Origin of the sequence: Buttiauxella izardii (genome assembly GCF_003601925.1) — a bacterium.
GTDB classification, from domain to species: domain Bacteria; phylum Pseudomonadota; class Gammaproteobacteria; order Enterobacterales; family Enterobacteriaceae; genus Buttiauxella; species Buttiauxella izardii.
This window is the reverse complement of the sequence record NZ_QZWH01000060.1, coordinates 15,329-35,320: the sequence shown is the minus strand read 5'-3', so window position 1 is coordinate 35,320 and position 19,992 is coordinate 15,329. Positions and strand designations below refer to the sequence as shown.

The following is a 19,992-nucleotide window of genomic DNA, read 5'->3' as shown; positions in this document are numbered from 1 at the left end:
ATGAAAACTAAAAATCTATTGGTCGCTACCTCTGTTTTAGCTGCATTACTTCTCAGTGGGTGCGCGAGTGTCCCTTTGGCTCCTGAGCAAGAATCGATTAATGCCAAAACATTCCCCGCTCCAGAGCAAAACAAAGCTGGGCTGTATATTTATCGTGATAGCTTTGCGGGTAAATCGCTTAAAAAAGATGTGTATGTCGATGGCAAATGTGTAGGCGAAACGGCGGATAGAACGTTCTTCTATACGCAAGTTACAGGTAATCAGACGCATAAGATTTCCACCGAGTCTGAATTTTCGCCAAATGATCTGTCGTTATTCATGCAAGCAGGCAAGAACTACTTCATCAGACAATATATAAAGATGGGAGCATTTGTCGGTGGCGCAGGTTTGAGCGAGTCTTCTGAAACTGAAGGTAAGCGCGTTGTTTCCAAGCCGGAAGTGAAACTGGCCCAACAAGGCCACTGCGATAATTAAATAATTGCCTCACAAGCCGCCTTAGAAATGACTAAGGCGGCGAAACATCGATGCTTCTTCTTTGGAGCCATCGAGCAAAGGGCAATTCCCAGTGCAATAAGCAGGGCGCTGATCAGATGAAAACCGTGTAACGGCACGTTGAGAAACAGCACGCTAAACACGCCGCCAGTCAATGGAATCAGGTGCGAATAAACTTCACCCCGCGTTGCGCCAATCGCCTGAATCCCTTTATTCCACAGCAGATAAGACAGCCATGACGGGAAGATAACCAGATACGCCAGTCCCAACATGCAGCCAGTATCCAGAGACAGCTTTAACGGCGGGCCAAAATGTGTTGCCGCGTAAAGCGATAAAACGGGCAGCAGAACAATGGCGCCAATCGCCGCGCTAACCGCAACAAATGCGTTGCCACCAATCTGTTTGGGTTTGAGGCGTAAAAAGGCGCAATACAATGCCCAGCTAATGGCCGACGCCATCGTCCAGATATCACCACGGTTCAAATTTTTCAGCGTATTCAAATGTAACAGATCGCCCTGCATCACCAGATATATCACCCCCAACGAACTGAGCACCACGCCATAAATATTGCGCCGGGAAATCGTCTCTTTGAAAATAAACTTATTGATCAGCAACACCAATGCGGGCGTGGTAGATAAATAAATCGCCGCATTTAATGAAGAGGTATATTGCAGGCCAACGTACAGCGTCACCGGGAATAACACTTGCCCACATAGCGCGAGGAAAAATACCGTGTATTTTGCCTCTACCATCGCCGCCCACTGTGCTTTTATCTGGCGGAAATAGAGGCCGATGAGCAACAGGGCGGTGAGCATCCAACGGGCTTCCGACAGGACAATCGGGTCGACCTGCGCCACTAACACATGGCCAACCACATAGTTTCCGCCCCAGAAACAGGCAGCAAGGCTTAACAGTAAATACGGCATAATTTGAGTTCCTGAAGACAGTTTAAACCACTCAGCTATAGATTCAATGCATACCCGGAGGGTGATAAGAACATCGATTTGAGGATTACCATGCTAAAATTGCGAGGAGTGAAAATCTAATTCATCTTTTTCGTTGCGAGGTATAGTTTAAAACTATGAGATTCACATTGCGGCAACTGGAATTTTTCATCGCTTTAGCACAGACACAACAGATCTCTAAAGCCGCATCGCAATGTAATATCTCGCAGTCGTCGATGACGGTGGCGATGCGCAATCTCGAGTCCTCATTAAACAATCAGCTATTTATTCGTTTGCCAAAAGGGATTCAGCTCACAACCGCAGGCGAGCGCTTTTTGCATTACGCACGTAAAATAATTAATGAAAGCCAGATTGCGATAGACGATTTGTTGTATCAGCCCCAACTGGAAAAAGGCACGGTGAATATTGGCATTGCCAAAACGCTTTCTGCTTATTTATTACCGGCGATTATTCTTGAGGTTGAGCAGCATTTCCCATTAATGACGATTAACTTTATCGAAGCCAATCCGCAGGTATTAACCGAATCTTTAAAACGTCATGAAACCGATTTTTCGCTGCTATTAACCTCGAATATTCCCCCGGACGATGCGTTAAATACTGAAATCTTTATCCGTTCACCCCGCCGCCTGTGGGTGGCCCAGGGGCATCCGCTATTAAACCAGTCGGTCATTCATCTTGCCGATATCGAAAACCTGCCATTTTTACTGCTCGATACCGACGAATACCCGGATGTGATCACCGAGCACTGGCGCACGCAGGGAGGAAGCCCAAATATCGGCTTTACCACCACCTCGTTTGAAACGGTACGCAGCCTGGTGGCAAAAGGAAAGGGCGTGACGATTTTGTCGGACCTGGTTTATCGCCCATGGTCGCTTGAAGGTTTGCGCGTTATGCGCCGTAGCATTGCGGATAGCACTACGTATATGGATGTCGGGGCGGTGACGCTGAATAACGCGTCGATGACGGAGGCCGCCACGACGGTGCTGAATTATTTGCGCAGAGCCATCACCCGGTTGGGTGATGAGAGTTAAATGTGACGGGGGCGAGGCTCGCTCCCGTCGCCATACGCACTAACGTTTAAGAAACCCTCCTTGCGACCAGTGTCAAAATCGAATAAATCGCCACCGATTGATTCTCCTGATTCATCACCTCCACCGCCCATTCCACCACGCCGACCGGTTTATCTTCAGCCGTCTTTTGTGGTTTGGCGGTTTTGCGCTTGCATGTCAGACGCACTTGAATGGTATCGCCGATTTTCACCGGTTCGATAAAACGTAGGTTTTCCATGCCGTAGTTGGCGATAACTGGCCCCACGCCTGGGTCGACGAATAACCCGGCGGCGGCAGAAACCACAAAGTAGCCGTGCGCCACGCGTTCACCAAAGAACGATTCCGCCGCGCCGATTTTGTCGACATGAGCGTAGAAATGGTCGCCGCTAAGATTGGCGAAATTGACGATATCGGCTTCGGTAATGGTGCGGCGCGCGGTCAGTAAACTTTCGCCAATTTGCAGATCGTCAAACTGTTTACGGAACGGGTGAACGGGATCTTCATGCACCGCTGCGCCGTAGCTCCATTGCTTGCTCACCGCCGCCAACATCGACGGACTGCCCTGAATCGCCGTGCGTTGCATGTAGTGTTTCACTGCCCGCAGGCCACCCAATTCTTCGCCACCGCCCGCGCGGCCTGGGCCGCCGTGAACCAGCATCGGCAGTGGGGAACCGTGCCCGGTGGATTCCACGGACGACTCCTGGTTCAGCACCTGAATACGCCCGTGCGCACGCGCCGCACCGAGAATAAACTGGCGCGCAATTTCACCATTCGCCGTCACCAGCGTTCCCGCCAGGCTGCCCTGGCCCGCACGTGCCAACGCCATCGCATGTTCGCCGTCGTGATACGGCATCACCGTGGCGACCGGGCCGAAGGCTTCCAGTTCATGAACGGCAGGGGTTTCATCAGGTTGCTGGCAAAGCAGCAAAGTCGGCGGGAAGAAGGCACCCGCGTGCGAAGAGTCGGCGTTGCCTCCGACCACAACTTTACAGCCTGCGGCAAGCAACTGATTCACTTTGCTTTGCACGTCGTCACGCTGCTCGAGGCTGACCAATGCACCCATTTTCACGCCTTCGTGCGCCGGGTCGCCTGGCTGGATTTTTTCAAGCTTCGCTTTCAGCGCCTGCACAACGTTTTCGAGTTGCGCCTGAGGAACGATAATGCGGCGAATGGCGGTGCATTTTTGCCCGGCTTTAGCCGTCATCTCACGCACGGTTTCACGAATAAATAGCGCAAATTCAGGTTGTTCTGGTGTGACATCATCACCCAATACGCAGCAGTTCAGGGAATCGGCTTCCATGGTGAAAGGCACCGAACGGGCGATAATGTTTGGGTGACAACGTAACTTCTGACCGGTGCTGGCGGAACCGGTAAACGTCACCACATCCTGCTCGTCAAACAAATCAAACAGATTACCCACGCCGCCGCAAATCAGGCTGATTGCGCCTTTCGGCACCAGGCCCGAATCAACAATCGACTTCACCATCGCGTGAGTTAATTGTGCGCTGGCAGTGCCGGGTTTGATAATCGCTGGCATTCCCGCAAGCCAGGTTGGGGCGAGCTTTTCTAACATTCCCCAGCACGGGAAGTTGAACGCGTTGATATGCAGCGCGACGCCGGATTTAGAGGTCAGCACATGGCGGGCGGCAAATCCGCCTTGTTTAGACAGCGGGATCATTTCGTCTTCCGGCCACAACACATCGTCTGGCAACTCGCGATTCCCCATCCCGGCATAAGCGAACAGGGTGCCAATGCCGCCTTCGATATCCACCCAACTGTCTGCGCGTGTCGCCCCGGTTTGATAAGAAATCGCGTAAAACGACTCTTTGTTCGCCAGCAGATGTTTCGCCACCGCCTTGATCATGGCTGCGCGTTGCACAAAGGTCATGGCGCGCAACGCATTGCCGCCGTGGTCGATGGCGTAGCGGCGAGCCTGCGCCATATCCAGCCCTTCGCTTGTCACTTGATACAACGCTTCGCCGCTAATTGCATGATTTATCGTGCGTTCTTTGCCGTGGCCCATCAGCCAAAAGCCAGAAAGATAACTGGTTAACTGCTGCATCTCACACCTCATTAAGTATTACGTTTAATGCATTCAATGTTTGATTTGTGAATCATAAAAATCAAGCTGTAATTTAATAATTTGTTAACAATGTGAATGCGTGTGGTTTTGATGATTTCGTTATCTCTATGAATAAAGGCGTTTATTTAAAATTTATCGTGATAATGCTCACAAAGGTTGCGTGTAATTTTTGCTGTTTTAGTTAACTTATCTGTAACTTTTAATCATTAAGTGATTCACAGAAAGCGATTTAGTGAATCTTATTTGAATCATAAAAGGTGATGACTTGACTGAACAACACCGCTTTGATGAGCGAATCGCACAGGAAATCGCGATTGAACCGCAGGACTGGATGCCCGACGAATACCGCAAAACGCTGATCCGCCAGATTGGGCAACACGCCCATTCCGAGATTGTTGGCATGCTGCCGGAAGGTAACTGGCTGACTCGCGCGCCGAGTCTGAAACGCAAAGCGATTTTGCTGGCGAAGGTGCAGGACGAAGCCGGACACGGTTTGTACCTCTACAGCGCGGCGGAAACGCTGGGCTGCACGCGGGAGGACATCTACCAGAAGATGCTCGACGGCAAGATGAAATACTCCTCGATCTTTAACTACCCGACGCTGAACTGGGCCGATATCGGCGTGATTGGCTGGCTGGTTGATGGCGCGGCGATTGTTAACCAGGTCGCGCTGTGCCGCACCTCTTACGGGCCATATGCCAGGGCGATGGTGAAAATCTGCAAAGAAGAGAGCTTCCACCAGCGCCAGGGTTTTGAGGCCTGCAACGTGCTGGCTCAGGGAAGCGAAGAACAGCGCCAGATGTTGCAGGACGCGATCAACCGTTTCTGGTGGCCTGCGTTGATGATGTTTGGCCCCAACGACGACAACTCGCCGAACAGCGCCCAGAGCCTGGCGTGGAAAATCAAACGCTTTGGCAACGACGAGCTGCGCCAGCGCTTTGTCGATAATACCGTGCCACAGGTGGAAATGCTTGGCATGACCGTGCCGGATAAAGACCTGCGTTTCAACGACACCACCGGGCATTACGAGTTTGGCGAAATCGACTGGCAAGAGTTTAACGAAGTGGTCGCCGGGCGCGGGTTGTGCAACGAAGAACGCCTGGCCGCCAAGCGCAAAGCCTGGGAAGAGGGCGCGTGGGTGCGCGAAGCCGCTCTCTCTTATGCCAGCAAAAACGTCGCATAACGTTTTGATTTTGTAGGTCGGATAAGCGAAGCGTCATCCGACAATGACACACGATCTAAAGGAAGAACTGATGAGCAATATTCACTGGCCGTTATATGAAGTTTTTATCCGCAGCAAACAAGGGCTTTCGCACCGTCACGTGGGCAGCCTGCACGCCGCCGATGAGCAAATGGCGCTGGAAAACGCCCGCGATGCGTACACCCGCCGCTCCGAAGGTTGCTCAATTTGGGTGGTGAAAGCGAGCGAAATCATTGCCTCGCAGCCCGAAGAACGTGGTGCATTTTTCGACCCGGCGGAAACCAAAATTTATCGCCACCCCACGTTCTACACCCTCCCTGATGGCATCGAGCACATGTGAGGCGCGCAATGACTTATTCCCCGTTAACCACTTACACACTGCGCCTCGGAGACACTTGCCTGGTGCTGGCACAGCGCTTAACCGGCTGGTGCGGACACGCGCCAGAGCTGGAAATTGACCTCGCGCTGGCGAATATCGGCCTGGATTTACTCGGCCAGGCGCGCAATTTTTTGAGCTATGCCGCCGAACTTCAGGGCGCGCAGCTTGATGAAGACCAACTGGCTTATGGCCGCGATGAACGCCAGTACCAAAATTTGTTATTGGCCGAGCAGCCGAATGGCGATTTTGCCGACACGCTGATGCGCCAGTATTTGCTGGATGCCTGGCACGTTGAACTGTTCAGCCGTCTTACGGCAAGCCGCGATTCACAACTGGCGGCGATTGCCGCGAAATCCATCAAAGAAGTGCGTTATCACTTGCGTTTTAGCCGTGGCTGGCTGGTTCGCCTCGGCAACGGCACCGAGTTTTCTCAGCAGAAAATGCAGCAGTCGCTCAACAAACTGTGGCGTTTTAGCGGCGAAATGTTCCATGCCGACGAGCTGGAAATCAGCCTCGCGGAACAAGGGATCGCGGTTGATCCGCGGGAATTACGCGCAGCCTGGGAAGCGGAAGTCTTTAACGGTTTGCTCGCAGCCTCGCTGGTTAAACCGCAGGAAGCGCAATATCGCACTGGCGGCAAACAGGGGCTGCACACCGAGCATCTCGGGCCGCTACTGGCAGAAATGCAGTATCTGCAACGCGCTTATCCCAATCAGCAGTGGTAGTGAGGTTTTTATGCAAACTCTCGACGTGGTGGAACCGGCGCAAGTGCGCGAAGTGTGGCGCATTCTCGGGCAAATCAGCGACCCGGAAATCCCGGTGCTGACGATTACCGATCTCGGCATGGTGCGTGGCGTTCATCACCGTGCGGACGGCTGGCATATCGGTTTCACGCCGACCTATTCCGGCTGTCCGGCGACGGATTTTCTGCTGAAAGAGATTCGCGAGGCGATGGAAACCGCCAAGCTGACGCCGGTGCATATCGAGCAAATGCTGCACCCGGCGTGGACCACCGACTGGATGACGCCTGCGGCAAAAAATCGGCTGCGCGAATACGGCATCAGCCCGCCGCAAGGGCATTCGTGCCACGCCGAACTGAGCCGCGAAGTGAGCTGCCCGCGCTGCGGAAGTTTGCAAACCTCGCTGATTAGCGAATTCGGTTCCACGGCCTGCAAAGCGTTATATCGCTGTGATAGCTGCCGCGAACCCTTTGATTACTTTAAATGTATTTGAGGTTGCCATGACGACGTTTCATTCGCTAAAGGTGGCGCGCATTGAGCAGGAAACTCCTGAAGCGGTTGCCATCACTTTTGAAGTGCCCGGTGATTTGCAGGCCCAATTTGCTTTCAAACCCGGCCAGCATTTGACGCTGAAAACCCGTGTTGGCGGCGAAGAGTTGCGCCGCTGTTACTCCATCTGCCGTGCAGAAAAGCCAGGGGAAATTTGTGTCGCGGTAAAAGCCATCGACGGCGGGCGCTTTTCACAATATGCGGTGACCGATTTAGTCGCGGGAACGGCAATGGACGTGATGATCCCGCAGGGAATTTTTGGCTACCAACCGCAAGCGGAAACCGCAGGCAACTATTTAGCGCTGGCGGTCGGTTCTGGCATCACGCCGATGATAGCCATTGTCAGCGCCACGCTGGCGACCGAAGCCGAAAGCCATGTGACGCTGGTTTACGGCAACCGCAGCAGCCGCAGCATGATGTTCCGCCAGGCGCTGGCCGACTTAAAAGATCGTTATCCGCAGCGCTTGCAGCTGATCTATTTATTCAGCAAGGAAGTGCAGGAAAGCGAATTACTGAGTGGGCGCCTGGACGGCGCGAAAATCAAAGCGCTGGGCGATAACTTGCTTGATCTGAAAGGCTTTGATCGCACCTTTATTTGCGGCCCGCAAAGCATGATGCAGGAATCTGAAGCGGCGTTGCTGGCAATGGGCGTCGCCCAGCAAAACATTTTCATTGAACACTTCAACACGCCAGGCACCGCGCCAAGCCTGCGCCGCCGTGAACAAGCAGCGGGCAAAGTGGTGACGCTGCGCCAGGACGGACGCGACCGCCAAATCACCCTCGATTCCCACGACGAAAGCATTCTCGATGCGGCGTTACGCCAGGGCGCGGATTTGCCCTACGCCTGCAAAGGCGGCGTGTGCGCTACCTGCCGCTGCAAAGTGGTGAAAGGTGAAGTGGAAATGGGCGTCAATTACAGTCTCGAACCAGACCAACTGGCGGCAGGTTACATCCTCAGTTGCCAGGCGCTGCCAAAAGGCGACGACGTGATCATCGACTTTGACGCGCAGGGGTTGTGATGAGCGAATTGCTGATTGAACAAAACCAACGCGTATTAACGCTGACGTTAAACCGTCCGGCGGCGCGTAACGCACTCAACAACGCGCTGCTCGAGCAACTGGCTCAGACGCTGGAAGCGGCGCAAAACGATGACGCTATCGGCGCGGTGGTGATCACCGGCAACGAGCGTTTCTTTGCCGCCGGAGCGGATCTTAAAGAGATGGCGAGCCGCGATATGCCCGCCACGCTTAACGACCTACGCCCGCAACTTTGGGCGCGCATCGAACGATTTAATAAGCCATTACTGGCGGCGGTGAACGGTTATGCGCTCGGCGCAGGCTGCGAACTGGCGATGCTGTGTGACATCACGCTGGCGGGCGACAACGCGCGTTTTGGTCTGCCGGAAATCACCCTCGGAATCATGCCCGGTGCAGGCGGCACACAGCGTTTGATTCGCAGCGTCGGCAAAGCGCTGGCCTACAAAATGGTGCTCACAGGTGAAGCTATCACTGCCGAACAAGCGCAACAGGCGGGATTAGTCGCCAATGTTTACCCGGCGGCGCTGACGATGGAGTACGCGCAAAAACTGGCAGCACGCATCGCACAACATGCGCCGCTGGCGTTGCAGGCGGCAAAAACCGCGCTGCGCCAGGCGCACGAACTCTCTCTGACTCAGGGATTACAGCAGGAGCGCCAGCTCTTTACGCTGCTTGCCGCCACCGAAGACCGGCAGGAAGGCATCAATGCTTTCCTCGAAAAACGACCCGCTGTGTTTAAAGGACGATAACTATGAATTTCATTCTCAGTGACGTGCAAAACGGCGTGATGACGCTGACGTTAAATCGCCCGGAGCGCCTGAACAGTTTTAACGACGAAATGCACCGCCAGCTTGCGCAAGTGCTGACGCAGGCCGAGCGCGACGACACCATTCGTTGCCTGTTAATAACCGGCGCGGGAAGGGCATTTTGCGCGGGGCAGGATTTAAACGACCGCAATGTTGATCCGTCCGGGGAAGCGCCAGATTTAGGCGCATCGGTAGAAAACTTCTATAACCCGCTGGTCAAGCGCCTGGCCGCATTGCCAAAGCCGGTGATTGCGGCGGTAAACGGTGTGGCAGCGGGGGCCGGAGCGATGCTGGCGCTGGGGTGCGACATCGTGATTGCGGCGCGTTCGGTGAATTTCATTATGTCTTTTAGCAAGTTGGGGCTGGTTCCTGACTGCGGCGGCACCTGGACTTTACCGCGTCTGGCCGGACGTGCGCGTGCCATGGGTCTGGCGCTGATGGGGGACAAACTCAGCGCCGAACAGGCGCATCAGTGGGGCATGATTTGGCAGGTGGTGGATGATGAAGCCTTAACCGACACCGCGCGCCAGCTCGCTACGCATTTTGCCAGCCAGCCGACGTTTGGCCTGGGCCTGGTAAAAAAAGCACTGTTGGCATCCGAAACCAACACACTGGATCAGCAGCTCGAACTCGAACGCGATTACCAGCGGCTTGCAGGGCGCAGCGAAGATTATCGCGAAGGGGTATCGGCATTTCTGGCAAAACGTACACCCGCGTTCAAGGGGAAATAATCATGCTGACGCCACATTCTATTATCGCCGTAATTGGCAGCGGAACCATGGGCGCGGGCATTGCGCAGGTTGCGGCGCAGGCCGGGCACACAGTCAAAATTTATGACATTCAGGACGGCGCGGCACGGCGGGCTATCGACAATATTGCCACTTCTCTTAGCGCCCGTGTCGCGAAAGGGAAACTGGCGGAGGGTGATAAAAACGCCATCGTCAGCCGTTTAACAGCGGCGCAGGAACTCGGTGAACTGGCGGATGCGGCCCTGGTCATTGAAGCCGCTGCGGAGCAAATCGACATTAAACAGTCGATCTTTCGTGAGCTGGCAGCGGTCTGTTCGCCCGAAGCAATTTTTGCCAGCAACACTTCATCGATTTCCATTACCGCGATTGCCAGCGGCGTTGAACACCCGCAGCGCGTGGCTGGGCTGCACTTCTTTAACCCGGCTCCGGTGATGAAACTGGTGGAAGTAGTGAGCGGGCTGGAAACGTCCCCAACGGTGCTGGAAAGCTTAACCGCGCTGGCGCTGCGTTGGGGAAAACAGCCGGTGCGCTGCCATTCAACGCCTGGGTTTATCGTCAACCGCGTGGCGCGTCCGTTTTACGCCGAAGCCTGGCGTGCGCTGGAAGAGAACGTTGCGCCTGCGGGAGTGATTGATGCGGCATTGCGTGATTGCGGCGGCTTCCCAATGGGGCCGCTGGCCCTGACTGATTTGATCGGCCAGGACGTGAACTTTGCCGTGACGTGCTCGGTGTTTAACGGCTTCTGGCAGGAACGCCGTTTCTTGCCGTCGCTGATTCAACAAGAATTGGTGCTCGGCAAACGGCTGGGTAAAAAAACCGGGCAGGGTGTGTATCGCTGGCCGTTAAACGAAGAACTGCCGTATCTCCCGGCAGAGCCTGCCAGCGCTGGGGCGAACCAGATTCATCGCCAGGGTCGTGCGGCCTGGTTGAATAATCGCGAGTCAGGTGACGTTGTCACCGATTCTTATGCCGAACTGGACGAAGTCTGGGTTCAGGTCACGCAAGGTGAAAGCGCAACGCAACTGGCGAAACGCCTGCAACGCCCGGTCGTGCTGCTGGATTTAGTCAACGACTGGCAGCGTTCGCCATTGGTTGTGCTGGCGGCTGCGGCAAATAACAGCGCGGAACAAAATGCCAAAGTGATTCACTTCTTCCAGCAACAAGGTAAACAGGTGCTGATGATCGCCGACTACCCCGGCATGTTGGTGTGGCGCACGGTCGCCATGTTAGCCAACGAAGCGACGGACGCGGCTCAGAAAGGCGTTGCCAGCGAACAGGACATTGATACCGCCATGCGTCTGGGCGTGAATTACCCGCACGGCCCGCTGGCGTGGGGAGCTGAACTCGGCTGGCAAAACGTGCTGCGCCTGATGGAAAACCTGCAACAACATTACGGCGAAGAGCGCTATCGCCCAACGTCATTACTGCGCCAACGCACGCTACTGGAGACGCAACATGAGCATTAATGCATGGGCGAACGCCCGGGAAATGTACGCTCGCGACAACTGCGCACAGCAGATGGGCATTGAGATTCAGGAGATGGGCGACGGTTTTGCCCGCCTGACAATGACCATCACCGAGGCGATGCTCAACGGCCATCAGACCTGCCACGGCGGGCAATTGTTTACGCTGGCCGATACCGCCTTTGCTTACGCCTGCAACAGCCAGGGGCTGGCGGCGGTGGCATCCGGTTGCAGTATTGATTTTGTGCGGCCTGGAATCGCAGGTGACACGCTAACCGCGATTGCGAAGGTGCGTACCCAAGGGCGGCAGACCGGGGTGTATGACATTGAAATCATTAACCAACATGAGAAAACGGTGGCGCTGTTTCGTGGGCGTTCGCACCGTATCGGGACGACTGTTTCAGGAGCCAAACTATGATTGACGCATTTATTTGTGACGGTGTGCGCACGCCGATTGGCCGCTACGGCGGCGCGCTTTCTTCGGTGCGGGCCGACGATTTAGCCGCAATTCCGCTGAAAGAATTAATGGCGCGTTACCCGAATCTGGACTGGAACGCGGTGGACGACGTGATTCTCGGCTGTGCCAACCAGGCGGGTGAAGATAACCGCAATGTGGCGCGCATGGCGACGCTGCTGGCAGGGCTTCCACCAACACTTTCCGGCACCACCATCAACCGCTTGTGTGGTTCGGGTCTGGATGCGTTAGGTTTTGCGGCGCGGGCGATTAAGGCCGGAGATGCGCAGTTGATGATTGCCGGAGGCGTGGAGTCTATGTCCCGCGCACCGTTTGTGATGGGCAAGGCCAACACGCCTTTCCAGCGCCAGGCGGAGATGTTTGATACCACCATTGGCTGGCGTTTTGTGAACCCGCTCATGGCTGAGCACTTTGGTACTGACAGCATGCCCGAAACGGCGGAGAATGTAGCTGAGTTGTTAAATATTAGCCGTGAAGATCAAGATGCCTTTGCCTGGCGTAGCCAGCAACGAGCGCAGCAGGCGCTTGAAAATGGCGTACTGGCAAAGGAAATCGTGCCGGTTGTGTTGAAAGTAAAGAAAGGCATGGTGACGGAAATTCGCGAAGACGAACATCCGCGCCCGGAAACAACTCTGCAACAACTGAACGAGCTGAAAGCGCCATTTCGTAAAAACGGCGTGATCACCGCGGGGAATGCGTCTGGCGTGAACGATGGCGCCGCCGCGCTGATTATAGCCAGTGCTGCCGCTGCACAGCGCCACGGTTTAACGCCGAAAACGCGCATTGTGGCGATGGCAACAGCAGGCGTGGAGCCGCGCCTGATGGGGCTTGGGCCAGTACCGGCTACACGCAAAGTGCTGGAACTGGCGGGGCTTTCTATCAACGACATGGACGTTATCGAACTGAATGAAGCCTTTGCCGCGCAAGCGTTGGGCGTGTTGCGCCAACTGGGGTTGCCTGACGACGCCCCACAGGTTAATCCCAACGGCGGAGCGATCGCATTAGGCCATCCGTTAGGCATGAGTGGAACCCGACTGGCGCTGACCGCCAGCCACGAATTGCATCGCCGCAAAGGGCGTTACGCTCTGTGTACGATGTGTATCGGCGTTGGTCAGGGCATTGCCCTGATCCTTGAGCGTGTGAGCTAATCAACCCTGCGAGTAACCTATAATGATAACCTCTCCTACAAAGCTGGAACCGATTGAAACCTCGTCAGTTGATGAGCTGCAAGCCCTGCAAACGCAGCGCATGAAATGGACGCTTAATCACGCCTACAACAACGTGCCGATGTACCAACGCAAGTTTGATGCGGCGGGTGTGCATCCTGATGATTTTAAAGAGCTGAAGGATATTCGCCTCTTTCCTTGCACCACCAAACAAGACCTGCGCGACAACTATCCGTTCGACACTTTCGCGGTGCCGATGGAGCAGATCGTGCGTATTCATGCGTCCTCCGGCACCACAGGTAAACCCACGGTCGTCGGCTATACGCAAAAAGATATCGACACCTGGGCGGATATTGTTGCCCGTTCGCTGCGCGCAGCGGGGGGCACGCCAAAAGATAAGATTCACGTCGCCTATGGTTACGGGCTGTTTACCGGCGGTTTAGGTGCGCATTACGGCGCTGAACGCCTCGGCGCTACAGTGATCCCGATGTCTGGCGGGCAGACTGAAAAACAAGCGCAACTGATCCGCGATTTCCGCCCGGATATGATTATGGTCACGCCATCCTGGTGTCTGAATTTGATTGAAGAACTGGAACGCCAGATGGGCGGCGATGCGCGGGATTGCTCGCTGCGTGTGGGCGTATTTGGCGCGGAACCGTGGACTAACGCGATGCGTCGGGAAATCGAACGCCGCCTTGGGATCACCGCGCTGGACATTTATGGCCTGTCAGAAGTGATGGGGCCGGGTGTGGCGATGGAGTGTCTGGAAACCACCGACGGCCCGACCATCTGGGAAGACCATTTCTACCCGGAAATCGTTAATCCTATCAGCGGCGCACCGCTGGAAGACGGCGAGCAGGGCGAATTACTGTTCACCACGCTAACCAAAGAAGCGTTACCGGTGATCCGTTACCGCACCCGCGATCTGACTCGCTTGTTGCCGGGCACTGCTCGCACCATGCGCCGTATGGATCGCATCACGGGGCGCTCGGATGACATGTTGATTATCCGTGGTGTGAATGTATTCCCGTCACAGCTGGAAGAAGAGATTGTGAAGTTCGAGCATCTCGCACCGCACTATCAACTCGAAGTGCATCGCGACGGCCATCTCGACACGCTGTCCGTCAAAGTAGAATTAAAAGAAAGCAGTTTGCATCTGAGCCATGAACAGCGCTGCTCGGTGTGCCACCAGTTGCGCCACCGCATTAAATCAATGGTGGGGATTTCGACCGATGTCACCATTGCGAACTGCGGCAGCCTGCCACGTTCGGAAGGCAAAGCGATTCGTGTTTGTGATTTGCGCCAGGCGGCGAATCAGTAAAGATAAGGCCCCTGAAAAGGGGCTTAATTATGCGGCGTTGATGCGGGCTTCAAGGGCGCTGTCGACAATGATTTCAAAGTCGGTATATAGCGCTTTAGGGGTAACTTTACGACCGGTTTTGATTAGCTCAACGAAGCCGTAACCGTTTAGGGTTTGCAAGGTAACGGACAAATTACTGAGCTGCCGGTTGGAGAGCGCTGCCAGTTCAGAGATAGTTTCTGGCTGATGTTTGGCTATCAGTCGCAAGAGTGCGATGTTTTCAGGGTTAAGGATTTGACCTAACGCGTTGATTGATGTGAACCAAATTTTAGGTTCATCCGGTGGCCGCTGATACCTTCCGGACACAATAGCCAGCATATGTTTTTGGATAAGTGCATTTTGCATGATTCCGATTCTTGCCTTCATCGCTTTCTCCTTCGTTTAATTATCTCTTCACTATGCTTAAAAAAATCTTCCAGCAGTTGTTCCGCTGAGGAAAATTCATAGAAATGACCTTTATCGGACGCCGTAAGCCAAAATCTTCTCTTTCCATCGAACAAAATCCTTACTTATGACCCAATCATAATATTGGTTTGAGTTTTATGCAACGGAAGAATGAAGGGGAAAAAATGGTCACACAATAAGCGAGATAAACATCGTGGAAGCGCCTCGCAAAATTCAAAAGTTTGGGGATATTTACCGCCGCGACACCCTCGACGACACCCCATAAGCACTTCAACTATTTAAGAATTTACAAAAATGTGAATCACATTGCTAATAGTATGATTTTTATTGCCTTTGTTGTGCTATGTTTTATCTATTGAAGGTTTTAAACGGATTTTCAGGCGATTTATGAGCAACAAACTGGAACAGTTTATTCAGCAGGCCGTGAGCGCGGTTCCGATAAGTGGAACGTCGCTGATTGTCTCTTTGTATGGTGATGCGCTGGCGCATCGCGGCGGAGAAATCTGGCTCGGCAGCTTGTCGACAATGCTGGAATCCCTCGGTTTCGGTGACCGTTTTGTTCGCACCTCGCTGTTCAGGCTCAATAAAGAGGGCTGGCTTGATGTGGAACGCGTTGGGCGGCGCAGCTTTTACCGCCTGACCGAAATGGGCCAGCGTATGACGCGCCGCGCAGAAGCGAAAATCTACCGTGCCGGGCAACCGGAATGGGACGGGAAATGGCTGTTGTTGCTGTCCGAAGGGCTTGAGAAAAGCACGCTGCAACAAGTCAAGAAACAGTTGATCTGGCAGGGGTTTGGCACGCTTGCGCCAAGCCTGATGGCGTCGCCGTCACAAAACCTGGCGGATGTGCAAAGCCTGCTGCATGAAGCGGGCGTGGCGGATAACGTGATGTGTTTTGAAGCCAGTTCTCCGTTGCAGGCCTCTAAAACCGCGTTAAAAGCACGAGTCGAAGAGTGCTGGCTGCTGACCGATAAAAACGAACGTTACGGTGAGTTTATTCATTCGTTCCGCCCATTGTTGCCGTTGCTGCGCGAAGCTGATGAAAGCGAGCTGACCCCGCTGCGTTGTTTCCAGATTCAGCTTTTGCTGATCCATTTCTATCGCCGCGTGGTGCTGAAAGATCCACTGTTGCCTGATGAACTGTTGCCGCCGCACTGGCAGGGGCAAAGTGCCCGTCAGTTATGCATCAATATTTATCAACGTGTTGCACCCGGTGCGTTGGCGTTTGTCACTGAACATGGCGAAACGTCGGTGGGCGATCTACCGCAGCCGGGGAGCGGTTATTTCCAGCGTTTTGGCGGACTTAATTTGAGTGATTAAGGAGAAATTATGCCGATATATCAAATTGATGGGTTGACGCCGGTCGTCCCTGAAGACAGTTATGTGCATCCCACTGCGGTATTGATTGGCGATGTGGTGCTTGGGCACCGTGTGTATATCGGTCCAAATGCCAGTTTACGCGGCGACTTTGGGCGCATCATCGTTAAAGACGGGGCGAACGTGCAGGATAATTGCGTGATGCATGGTTTCCCTGAACAGGACACTGTCGTGGAAGAAGACGGGCATATCGGCCACGGTGCGATTTTGCACGGCTGTTTAATTGGCAAAAATGCGCTGATTGGCATGAACGCGGTGATTCTCGATGGTGCACAAATTGGAGAGAACAGCATTGTCGGTGCCACGGCGTTTGTAAAAGCCAGGGCGGAATTTGGCGCTAACCAAATGATCCTCGGCAGCCCGGCAAAGTTCGTGCGCGAGTTGCGCCCCGATGAACTCGAGTGGAAGAAAAAAGGCACCCGTGAATATCAGGATTTGGTGATTCGCTGCCAGCAAACGATGCATCAGGTCGAACCATTGCGTGAGGTGGAACCCGGTCGCGATGCAAAAACCATGAGCAGTTCGTACCAGCCGAAAGGCGTATGACAAACTGCATCTTTGTTGATAAAAACAACAAACCCAAATAATCGGGATTTGTTGTTTTTATTTTCGTTAATTAACGATAGTGGTGGTGATGATGCCAACCGTGATGGCGGCCACCGTCGTGATAGATACAGCCTGAAAGACTCATAACAATTACTATGCTGCTGATAATCAATGCAAATTTCTTCATGTGTGGGTACCGCTTTTCACTGTGAATATTGCAATTGATTATCGGGTTATATGAAACTGGGACAACCAGAATAAACTCAATTTTTAGTTCTTCACATTTTCTTCAATATTGTTCACTTATTGTTCCCAACAACCATTCAACATACCCACTCATATTAATTAAATAATAAATTGGGGGGCTGTTATTTTTAATATGTCATAAAAAGGGCTGCGAAAGATTATCTCCGCAGCCCATCAAGATAAAGTATCAAAATTACAGGGTTAAACTATTTCCCCAACGCTCTTTAATATATCTCACCGCTTCCTGAGCCTGAGGCTGGTTGAAATAATCCTCTCTGAACAAAATCGTGCCGTTAATATTTGGCTGTGATTCATTTAAATCGAGCTGTTTTTTCAGCTCAGGCACGCCGCCGCGAACAGTCCATTCAGGTTCGTTTTTAGTGGATTCGCCGACTTTATATAACGCCACGCCAATATACAGGCGGGTATGGGTCGGTTTTACTACGTCCGCCCACCATTTTGCGATCACATCATAACGTGCGGCTTTGCGGGAGAAAGGCCAGTAAACCTGCGGCGCGATGTAATCCAGTAATCCTTTTTGCACCCACAGGCGAGTATCGGCAAAGGCTTCGTCATAAGCCGCCGCACCGGAAGTTTCGGAACCTAAAGGATCGTGTGAACGGTTGCGCCAGACGCCAGCCGGGCTGACGCCAAACTCAACATTCGGGTTTAACTGTTTGATGGAGCGAGAAACTTGTTCAATTAACAGTTGCGTGTTGTGCCTGCGCCAGTCGGCTTTTGAAGCGAATCCCTGGCCGTATTTCTGGAATGTTTGAGCGTCATTGAGCGTGGCGCCGGGCGCTTCGGAATAAAAATAATCGTCAAACTGGACGCCATCAACAGGGTAACGCGCCACGACTTCAGCCACGATGCTGGTTATCCAGTCACGAGCCTCCGGGATGCCTGGGTCGAGTACGTAGCGATCGTTGGCGGTGCGAATCCAGTCGCGATGCAGCACGAAGACGCTCGGCGGCTGGTTCGATAGGGTTTTATTGAGTTCTGCCACGGTCGACGGTTTGGTATTCGTCGACACACGGTACGGGTTAAACCAGGCGTGGACTTTCATGCCGCGCTTGTGCGCTTCATCGAGTATAAATTGCAGCGGATCGTAGCCCGGATCTTCACCAATATGGCCGGTTAACGTATCCGACCATGGCAAAATCTTTGATGACCAAAGCGCCGTGGCATCCGGTTTCACCTGGAAAAACACGGTATTGATCCCCATGTTTTTGAGCTTATCCAGTTTGTCGGTTAACGCTTTTTGTTGCTGGCTAATTCGATTTTCGCGACTGGCATTAACAGAAGAAATCGGCGGCCAGTCAAGACGTGAAACGGTCGCCAGCCAGACACCGCGCACCGGCTCGTTACTTTTCCCCTGCGTGGGTAAAGGGTTTTTAGCCACCGGGGGAAAGGGTGTGACCAAAGATTGCGGTGGTTTTGATGTACAACCTGCAAGCAAAAGGGCAAACGCAACGAGCGTTCCAGTTCGTTTAACGGTTAACTTCATCTTATGCTGGCTCTTTTAGGTGCCTGAAAGGCGTGGCCTGCAAGATTATCAGCAAACCGCCGGAGTGTCAGTATTCCTTAAACGCCAGCTCCAGGCGTGCAATTAAAGGTTTGAACAGATAGCTTAAGAATGTCCGCTCCCCGGTTTTTATCGTGACGCTGGCGGGCATTCCGGCTTTAATTTTGTAATCACCCAGCAACTGCACGCCTTCACGGGATACTTGCACTTCCGCAAGATAATAAGGTTGCTGCGTGACTTCATCCATTAAACGGTCAGCCGAAATCGTTAATACACGCGCAGGAACCGACGGCAATAAAGCATGGTTGAGGGCAGGGAATAACACATCCACCATCAGTCCCGGCGCGAGTTTATCAATGGCATGTACCGGAATTTTGGCATCGATTTGCAGAGGTTGCCCGGCGGCGACAATATCCATTAAGTGTTCGCCCGGCTGGATAATACCGCCGACGGTGCTGACTTTGACGTCCAGCACGATGCCATCAATGGGCGAGCGGATTTCCGTATTATCCAGTTCATGCCGTGTGGACACTAATTCATCTTCCAGCATGGCGACTTCTTTTTGCTTTTCCGATAACTCAGATTCCACTTCACGCAGATATTGATGGCGAACCTGATACGCTTTGATTTTCAATTCATTCTGCTGCGATTTGAGTTTGGCAATATTCAGAATATCTTCCGAGACACTGCTGGATATTTCAGCCGCTTCGCGTTCCAGCACCAGCAATTGTGCTTTGGGGTAGTAGTTCTTTTCACTGAGTGCGCGAATCGCGCCGAGTTCACGGCTGATTAACGTGAACTGGTGATCGCGAAAGCCCTTTATTTTATTTAAGTTGTCGGTCTGCCCGACCAGGCCATCGAGTGTTTCCTGAATCATGGATAATTCGTCCTGAATCGTTTTACGCCGCGTATCAAACAATTTTTCCTGGAGGTTTCTGACTTCCGCCAGACGCTTATTATTGGCAAATTGCTGCGTCAGGGTGGTATCGAAAGCAATGGTTTCCAGGCCATCTCTTTCCGCCAGCAAACGATCTTCGTTACTTTTGGCTGAAATAAATTGTGCGTTTAATGCACTGAAACGCATATCGAGCTGCATTTTATCCAGCCGGACCAATATCTGATTCTTCTTAACCACATCACCTTCTTTAATAAAGATATCGGTGACTCGACCACCGCTAAGGTGCTGGATCGTTTTGCGGTTGCTCGACACCGTGACGGTGCCGTCAGCCACCACACCGGCATCGAGCGGCGCTTGAATCGCCCACAGCAAGAAGCCGCCAACGCCAAGCACTATCACGATAATCCCGCGAAGAATAGGTGGCCAGATTCTGGTATCGACACTTCCGGCACGTTCAGTTTCGGCATTATTCTTTTTCATT

The 19,992-nt window shown here is 53.3% G+C and carries 20 protein-coding genes; 15 read left to right on the top strand and 5 right to left on the bottom strand.

Translation table 11 applies throughout. The features are described 5' to 3' along the window. Window positions 1–474: a DUF2846 domain-containing protein gene (locus D6029_RS20775; RefSeq protein WP_120066585.1), complete on the top strand. Its 474-nt coding sequence runs from the start codon at window positions 1–3 to the stop codon at window positions 472–474. Here D6029_RS20775 and D6029_RS20770 read toward each other — a convergent pair. Continuing rightward, window positions 471–1,418, bottom strand: a complete 948-nt coding sequence (locus tag D6029_RS20770) for a DMT family transporter (protein ID WP_120066584.1) — start codon at window positions 1,416–1,418, stop codon at window positions 471–473. The genes D6029_RS20775 and D6029_RS20770 overlap by 4 nt on opposite strands. A 155-nt stretch (window positions 1,419–1,573) precedes the next feature. Between D6029_RS20770 and D6029_RS20765 the strand changes: the two genes are divergently transcribed. After that, window positions 1,574–2,488, top strand: a complete 915-nt coding sequence (locus tag D6029_RS20765; protein ID WP_120066583.1) for a LysR family transcriptional regulator — start codon at window positions 1,574–1,576, stop codon at window positions 2,486–2,488. A 46-nt stretch (window positions 2,489–2,534) separates the two neighbouring features. Here the strand turns inward: D6029_RS20765 and paaZ are convergent, their stop codons facing one another. Next, window positions 2,535–4,568, bottom strand: a complete 2,034-nt coding sequence (gene paaZ / locus D6029_RS20760; protein WP_120066582.1) for a phenylacetic acid degradation bifunctional protein PaaZ — start codon at window positions 4,566–4,568, stop codon at window positions 2,535–2,537. 286 nt (window positions 4,569–4,854) lie between these two features. Between paaZ and paaA the strand changes: the two genes are divergently transcribed. The 11 genes from paaA to paaK all read left to right on the top strand — a co-directional run bounded on the left by paaA (window position 4,855) and on the right by paaK (window position 14,475). After that, window positions 4,855–5,772 carry a 1,2-phenylacetyl-CoA epoxidase subunit PaaA gene (paaA, locus tag D6029_RS20755; RefSeq protein ID WP_120066581.1) on the top strand — a complete coding sequence of 306 codons (918 nt, stop codon included), beginning with the start codon at window positions 4,855–4,857 and terminating at the stop codon, window positions 5,770–5,772. 70 nt (window positions 5,773–5,842) lie between these two features. After that, window positions 5,843–6,130, top strand: a complete 288-nt coding sequence (paaB, locus tag D6029_RS20750; protein WP_120066580.1) for a 1,2-phenylacetyl-CoA epoxidase subunit PaaB — start codon at window positions 5,843–5,845, stop codon at window positions 6,128–6,130. Between the two features lie 8 nt (window positions 6,131–6,138). Beyond that, entirely contained in the window at window positions 6,139–6,894 is a 756-nt protein-coding gene (gene paaC, locus D6029_RS20745) for a 1,2-phenylacetyl-CoA epoxidase subunit PaaC (protein ID WP_120066579.1), read from the top strand. Between the two features lie 10 nt (window positions 6,895–6,904). Next, window positions 6,905–7,402, top strand: coding sequence for a 1,2-phenylacetyl-CoA epoxidase subunit PaaD (gene paaD / locus D6029_RS20740; protein WP_120066578.1), 498 nt, complete (start codon window positions 6,905–6,907; stop codon window positions 7,400–7,402). A gap of 7 nt (window positions 7,403–7,409) precedes the next feature. Then, entirely contained in the window at window positions 7,410–8,477 is a 1,068-nt protein-coding gene (gene paaE / locus D6029_RS20735) for a 1,2-phenylacetyl-CoA epoxidase subunit PaaE (RefSeq protein ID WP_120066577.1), read from the top strand. Continuing rightward, window positions 8,477–9,244 (top strand): 2,3-dehydroadipyl-CoA hydratase PaaF, encoded by a 768-nt coding sequence (gene paaF, locus D6029_RS20730; RefSeq protein ID WP_120066576.1) that lies wholly within the window; start codon window positions 8,477–8,479, stop codon window positions 9,242–9,244. The genes paaE and paaF overlap by 1 nt, the downstream gene beginning before the upstream one ends. A gap of 2 nt (window positions 9,245–9,246) precedes the next feature. After that, window positions 9,247–10,032, top strand: coding sequence for a 2-(1,2-epoxy-1,2-dihydrophenyl)acetyl-CoA isomerase PaaG (paaG, locus tag D6029_RS20725; RefSeq protein WP_120066575.1), 786 nt, complete (start codon window positions 9,247–9,249; stop codon window positions 10,030–10,032). Between the two features lie 2 nt (window positions 10,033–10,034). Beyond that, on the top strand, window positions 10,035–11,516 hold the full coding sequence (gene paaH / locus D6029_RS20720; RefSeq protein ID WP_120066574.1) for a 3-hydroxyacyl-CoA dehydrogenase PaaH: 1,482 nt from the start codon (window positions 10,035–10,037) through the stop codon (window positions 11,514–11,516). Next, window positions 11,506–11,931 (top strand): hydroxyphenylacetyl-CoA thioesterase PaaI, encoded by a 426-nt coding sequence (gene paaI / locus D6029_RS20715; RefSeq protein WP_120066573.1) that lies wholly within the window; start codon window positions 11,506–11,508, stop codon window positions 11,929–11,931. Before paaH ends, paaI begins: the two co-directional genes overlap by 11 nt. Continuing rightward, on the top strand, window positions 11,928–13,136 hold the full coding sequence (gene pcaF, locus D6029_RS20710; protein WP_120066572.1) for a 3-oxoadipyl-CoA thiolase: 1,209 nt from the start codon (window positions 11,928–11,930) through the stop codon (window positions 13,134–13,136). The genes paaI and pcaF overlap by 4 nt, the downstream gene beginning before the upstream one ends. Before the next feature lie 22 nt (window positions 13,137–13,158). Continuing rightward, a complete protein-coding gene (paaK, locus tag D6029_RS20705) occupies window positions 13,159–14,475 on the top strand; it encodes a phenylacetate--CoA ligase PaaK (protein WP_120066571.1) in 1,317 nt (438 codons plus the stop codon). Between the two features lie 27 nt (window positions 14,476–14,502). On the opposite strand, the gene D6029_RS20700 is transcribed toward paaK, so the two are convergent. Beyond that, the gene (locus D6029_RS20700; protein WP_120066570.1) at window positions 14,503–14,880 is read right to left on the bottom strand and encodes an HVO_A0114 family putative DNA-binding protein; all 378 of its coding nucleotides are present in this window, start codon (window positions 14,878–14,880) and stop codon (window positions 14,503–14,505) included. 426 nt (window positions 14,881–15,306) lie between these two features. Here D6029_RS20700 and paaX point away from each other — a divergent pair, with 426 nt between their 5' ends. Continuing rightward, entirely contained in the window at window positions 15,307–16,239 is a 933-nt protein-coding gene (paaX, locus tag D6029_RS20695; RefSeq protein WP_120066569.1) for a phenylacetic acid degradation operon negative regulatory protein PaaX, read from the top strand. Window positions 16,240–16,248: 9 nt separating this feature from the next. After that, window positions 16,249–16,842, top strand: a complete 594-nt coding sequence (paaY, locus tag D6029_RS20690; RefSeq protein ID WP_120066568.1) for a phenylacetic acid degradation protein PaaY — start codon at window positions 16,249–16,251, stop codon at window positions 16,840–16,842. Window positions 16,843–17,281: 439 nt separating this feature from the next. On the opposite strand, the gene D6029_RS20685 is transcribed toward paaY, so the two are convergent. Beyond that, window positions 17,282–18,595 (bottom strand): glycoside hydrolase family 10-like protein, encoded by a 1,314-nt coding sequence (locus D6029_RS20685; protein WP_120066567.1) that lies wholly within the window; start codon window positions 18,593–18,595, stop codon window positions 17,282–17,284. A gap of 67 nt (window positions 18,596–18,662) precedes the next feature. After that, window positions 18,663–19,991 (bottom strand): HlyD family type I secretion periplasmic adaptor subunit, encoded by a 1,329-nt coding sequence (locus tag D6029_RS20680; protein WP_120066566.1) that lies wholly within the window; start codon window positions 19,989–19,991, stop codon window positions 18,663–18,665. Window position 19,992 lies beyond the last annotated feature (1 nt).

Bases quoted from the DNA above. Each gene is read 5' to 3' on its own strand.
- D6029_RS20770 (WP_120066584.1), bottom strand. From the start codon at position 1,418: ATGCCGTATTTACTGTTAAGCCTTGCTGCCTGTTTCTGGGGCGGAAAC.
- paaI (WP_120066573.1), top strand. From the start codon at position 11,506: ATGAGCATTAATGCATGGGCGAACGCCCGGGAAATGTACGCTCGCGAC.
- D6029_RS20685 (WP_120066567.1), bottom strand. From the start codon at position 18,595: ATGAAGTTAACCGTTAAACGAACTGGAACGCTCGTTGCGTTTGCCCTT.
- D6029_RS20775 (WP_120066585.1), top strand. From the start codon at position 1: ATGAAAACTAAAAATCTATTGGTCGCTACCTCTGTTTTAGCTGCATTA.
- paaK (WP_120066571.1), top strand. From the start codon at position 13,159: ATGATAACCTCTCCTACAAAGCTGGAACCGATTGAAACCTCGTCAGTT.
- paaG (WP_120066575.1), top strand. From the start codon at position 9,247: ATGAATTTCATTCTCAGTGACGTGCAAAACGGCGTGATGACGCTGACG.
- paaY (WP_120066568.1), top strand. From the start codon at position 16,249: ATGCCGATATATCAAATTGATGGGTTGACGCCGGTCGTCCCTGAAGAC.
- pcaF (WP_120066572.1), top strand. From the start codon at position 11,928: ATGATTGACGCATTTATTTGTGACGGTGTGCGCACGCCGATTGGCCGC.
- paaC (WP_120066579.1), top strand. From the start codon at position 6,139: ATGACTTATTCCCCGTTAACCACTTACACACTGCGCCTCGGAGACACT.
- D6029_RS20765 (WP_120066583.1), top strand. From the start codon at position 1,574: ATGAGATTCACATTGCGGCAACTGGAATTTTTCATCGCTTTAGCACAG.
- paaZ (WP_120066582.1), bottom strand. From the start codon at position 4,568: ATGCAGCAGTTAACCAGTTATCTTTCTGGCTTTTGGCTGATGGGCCAC.
- paaX (WP_120066569.1), top strand. From the start codon at position 15,307: ATGAGCAACAAACTGGAACAGTTTATTCAGCAGGCCGTGAGCGCGGTT.
- D6029_RS20700 (WP_120066570.1), bottom strand. From the start codon at position 14,880: ATGAAGGCAAGAATCGGAATCATGCAAAATGCACTTATCCAAAAACAT.
- paaB (WP_120066580.1), top strand. From the start codon at position 5,843: ATGAGCAATATTCACTGGCCGTTATATGAAGTTTTTATCCGCAGCAAA.
- paaE (WP_120066577.1), top strand. From the start codon at position 7,410: ATGACGACGTTTCATTCGCTAAAGGTGGCGCGCATTGAGCAGGAAACT.
- paaH (WP_120066574.1), top strand. From the start codon at position 10,035: ATGCTGACGCCACATTCTATTATCGCCGTAATTGGCAGCGGAACCATG.
- paaF (WP_120066576.1), top strand. From the start codon at position 8,477: ATGAGCGAATTGCTGATTGAACAAAACCAACGCGTATTAACGCTGACG.
- D6029_RS20680 (WP_120066566.1), bottom strand. From the start codon at position 19,991: ATGAAAAAGAATAATGCCGAAACTGAACGTGCCGGAAGTGTCGATACC.
- paaD (WP_120066578.1), top strand. From the start codon at position 6,905: ATGCAAACTCTCGACGTGGTGGAACCGGCGCAAGTGCGCGAAGTGTGG.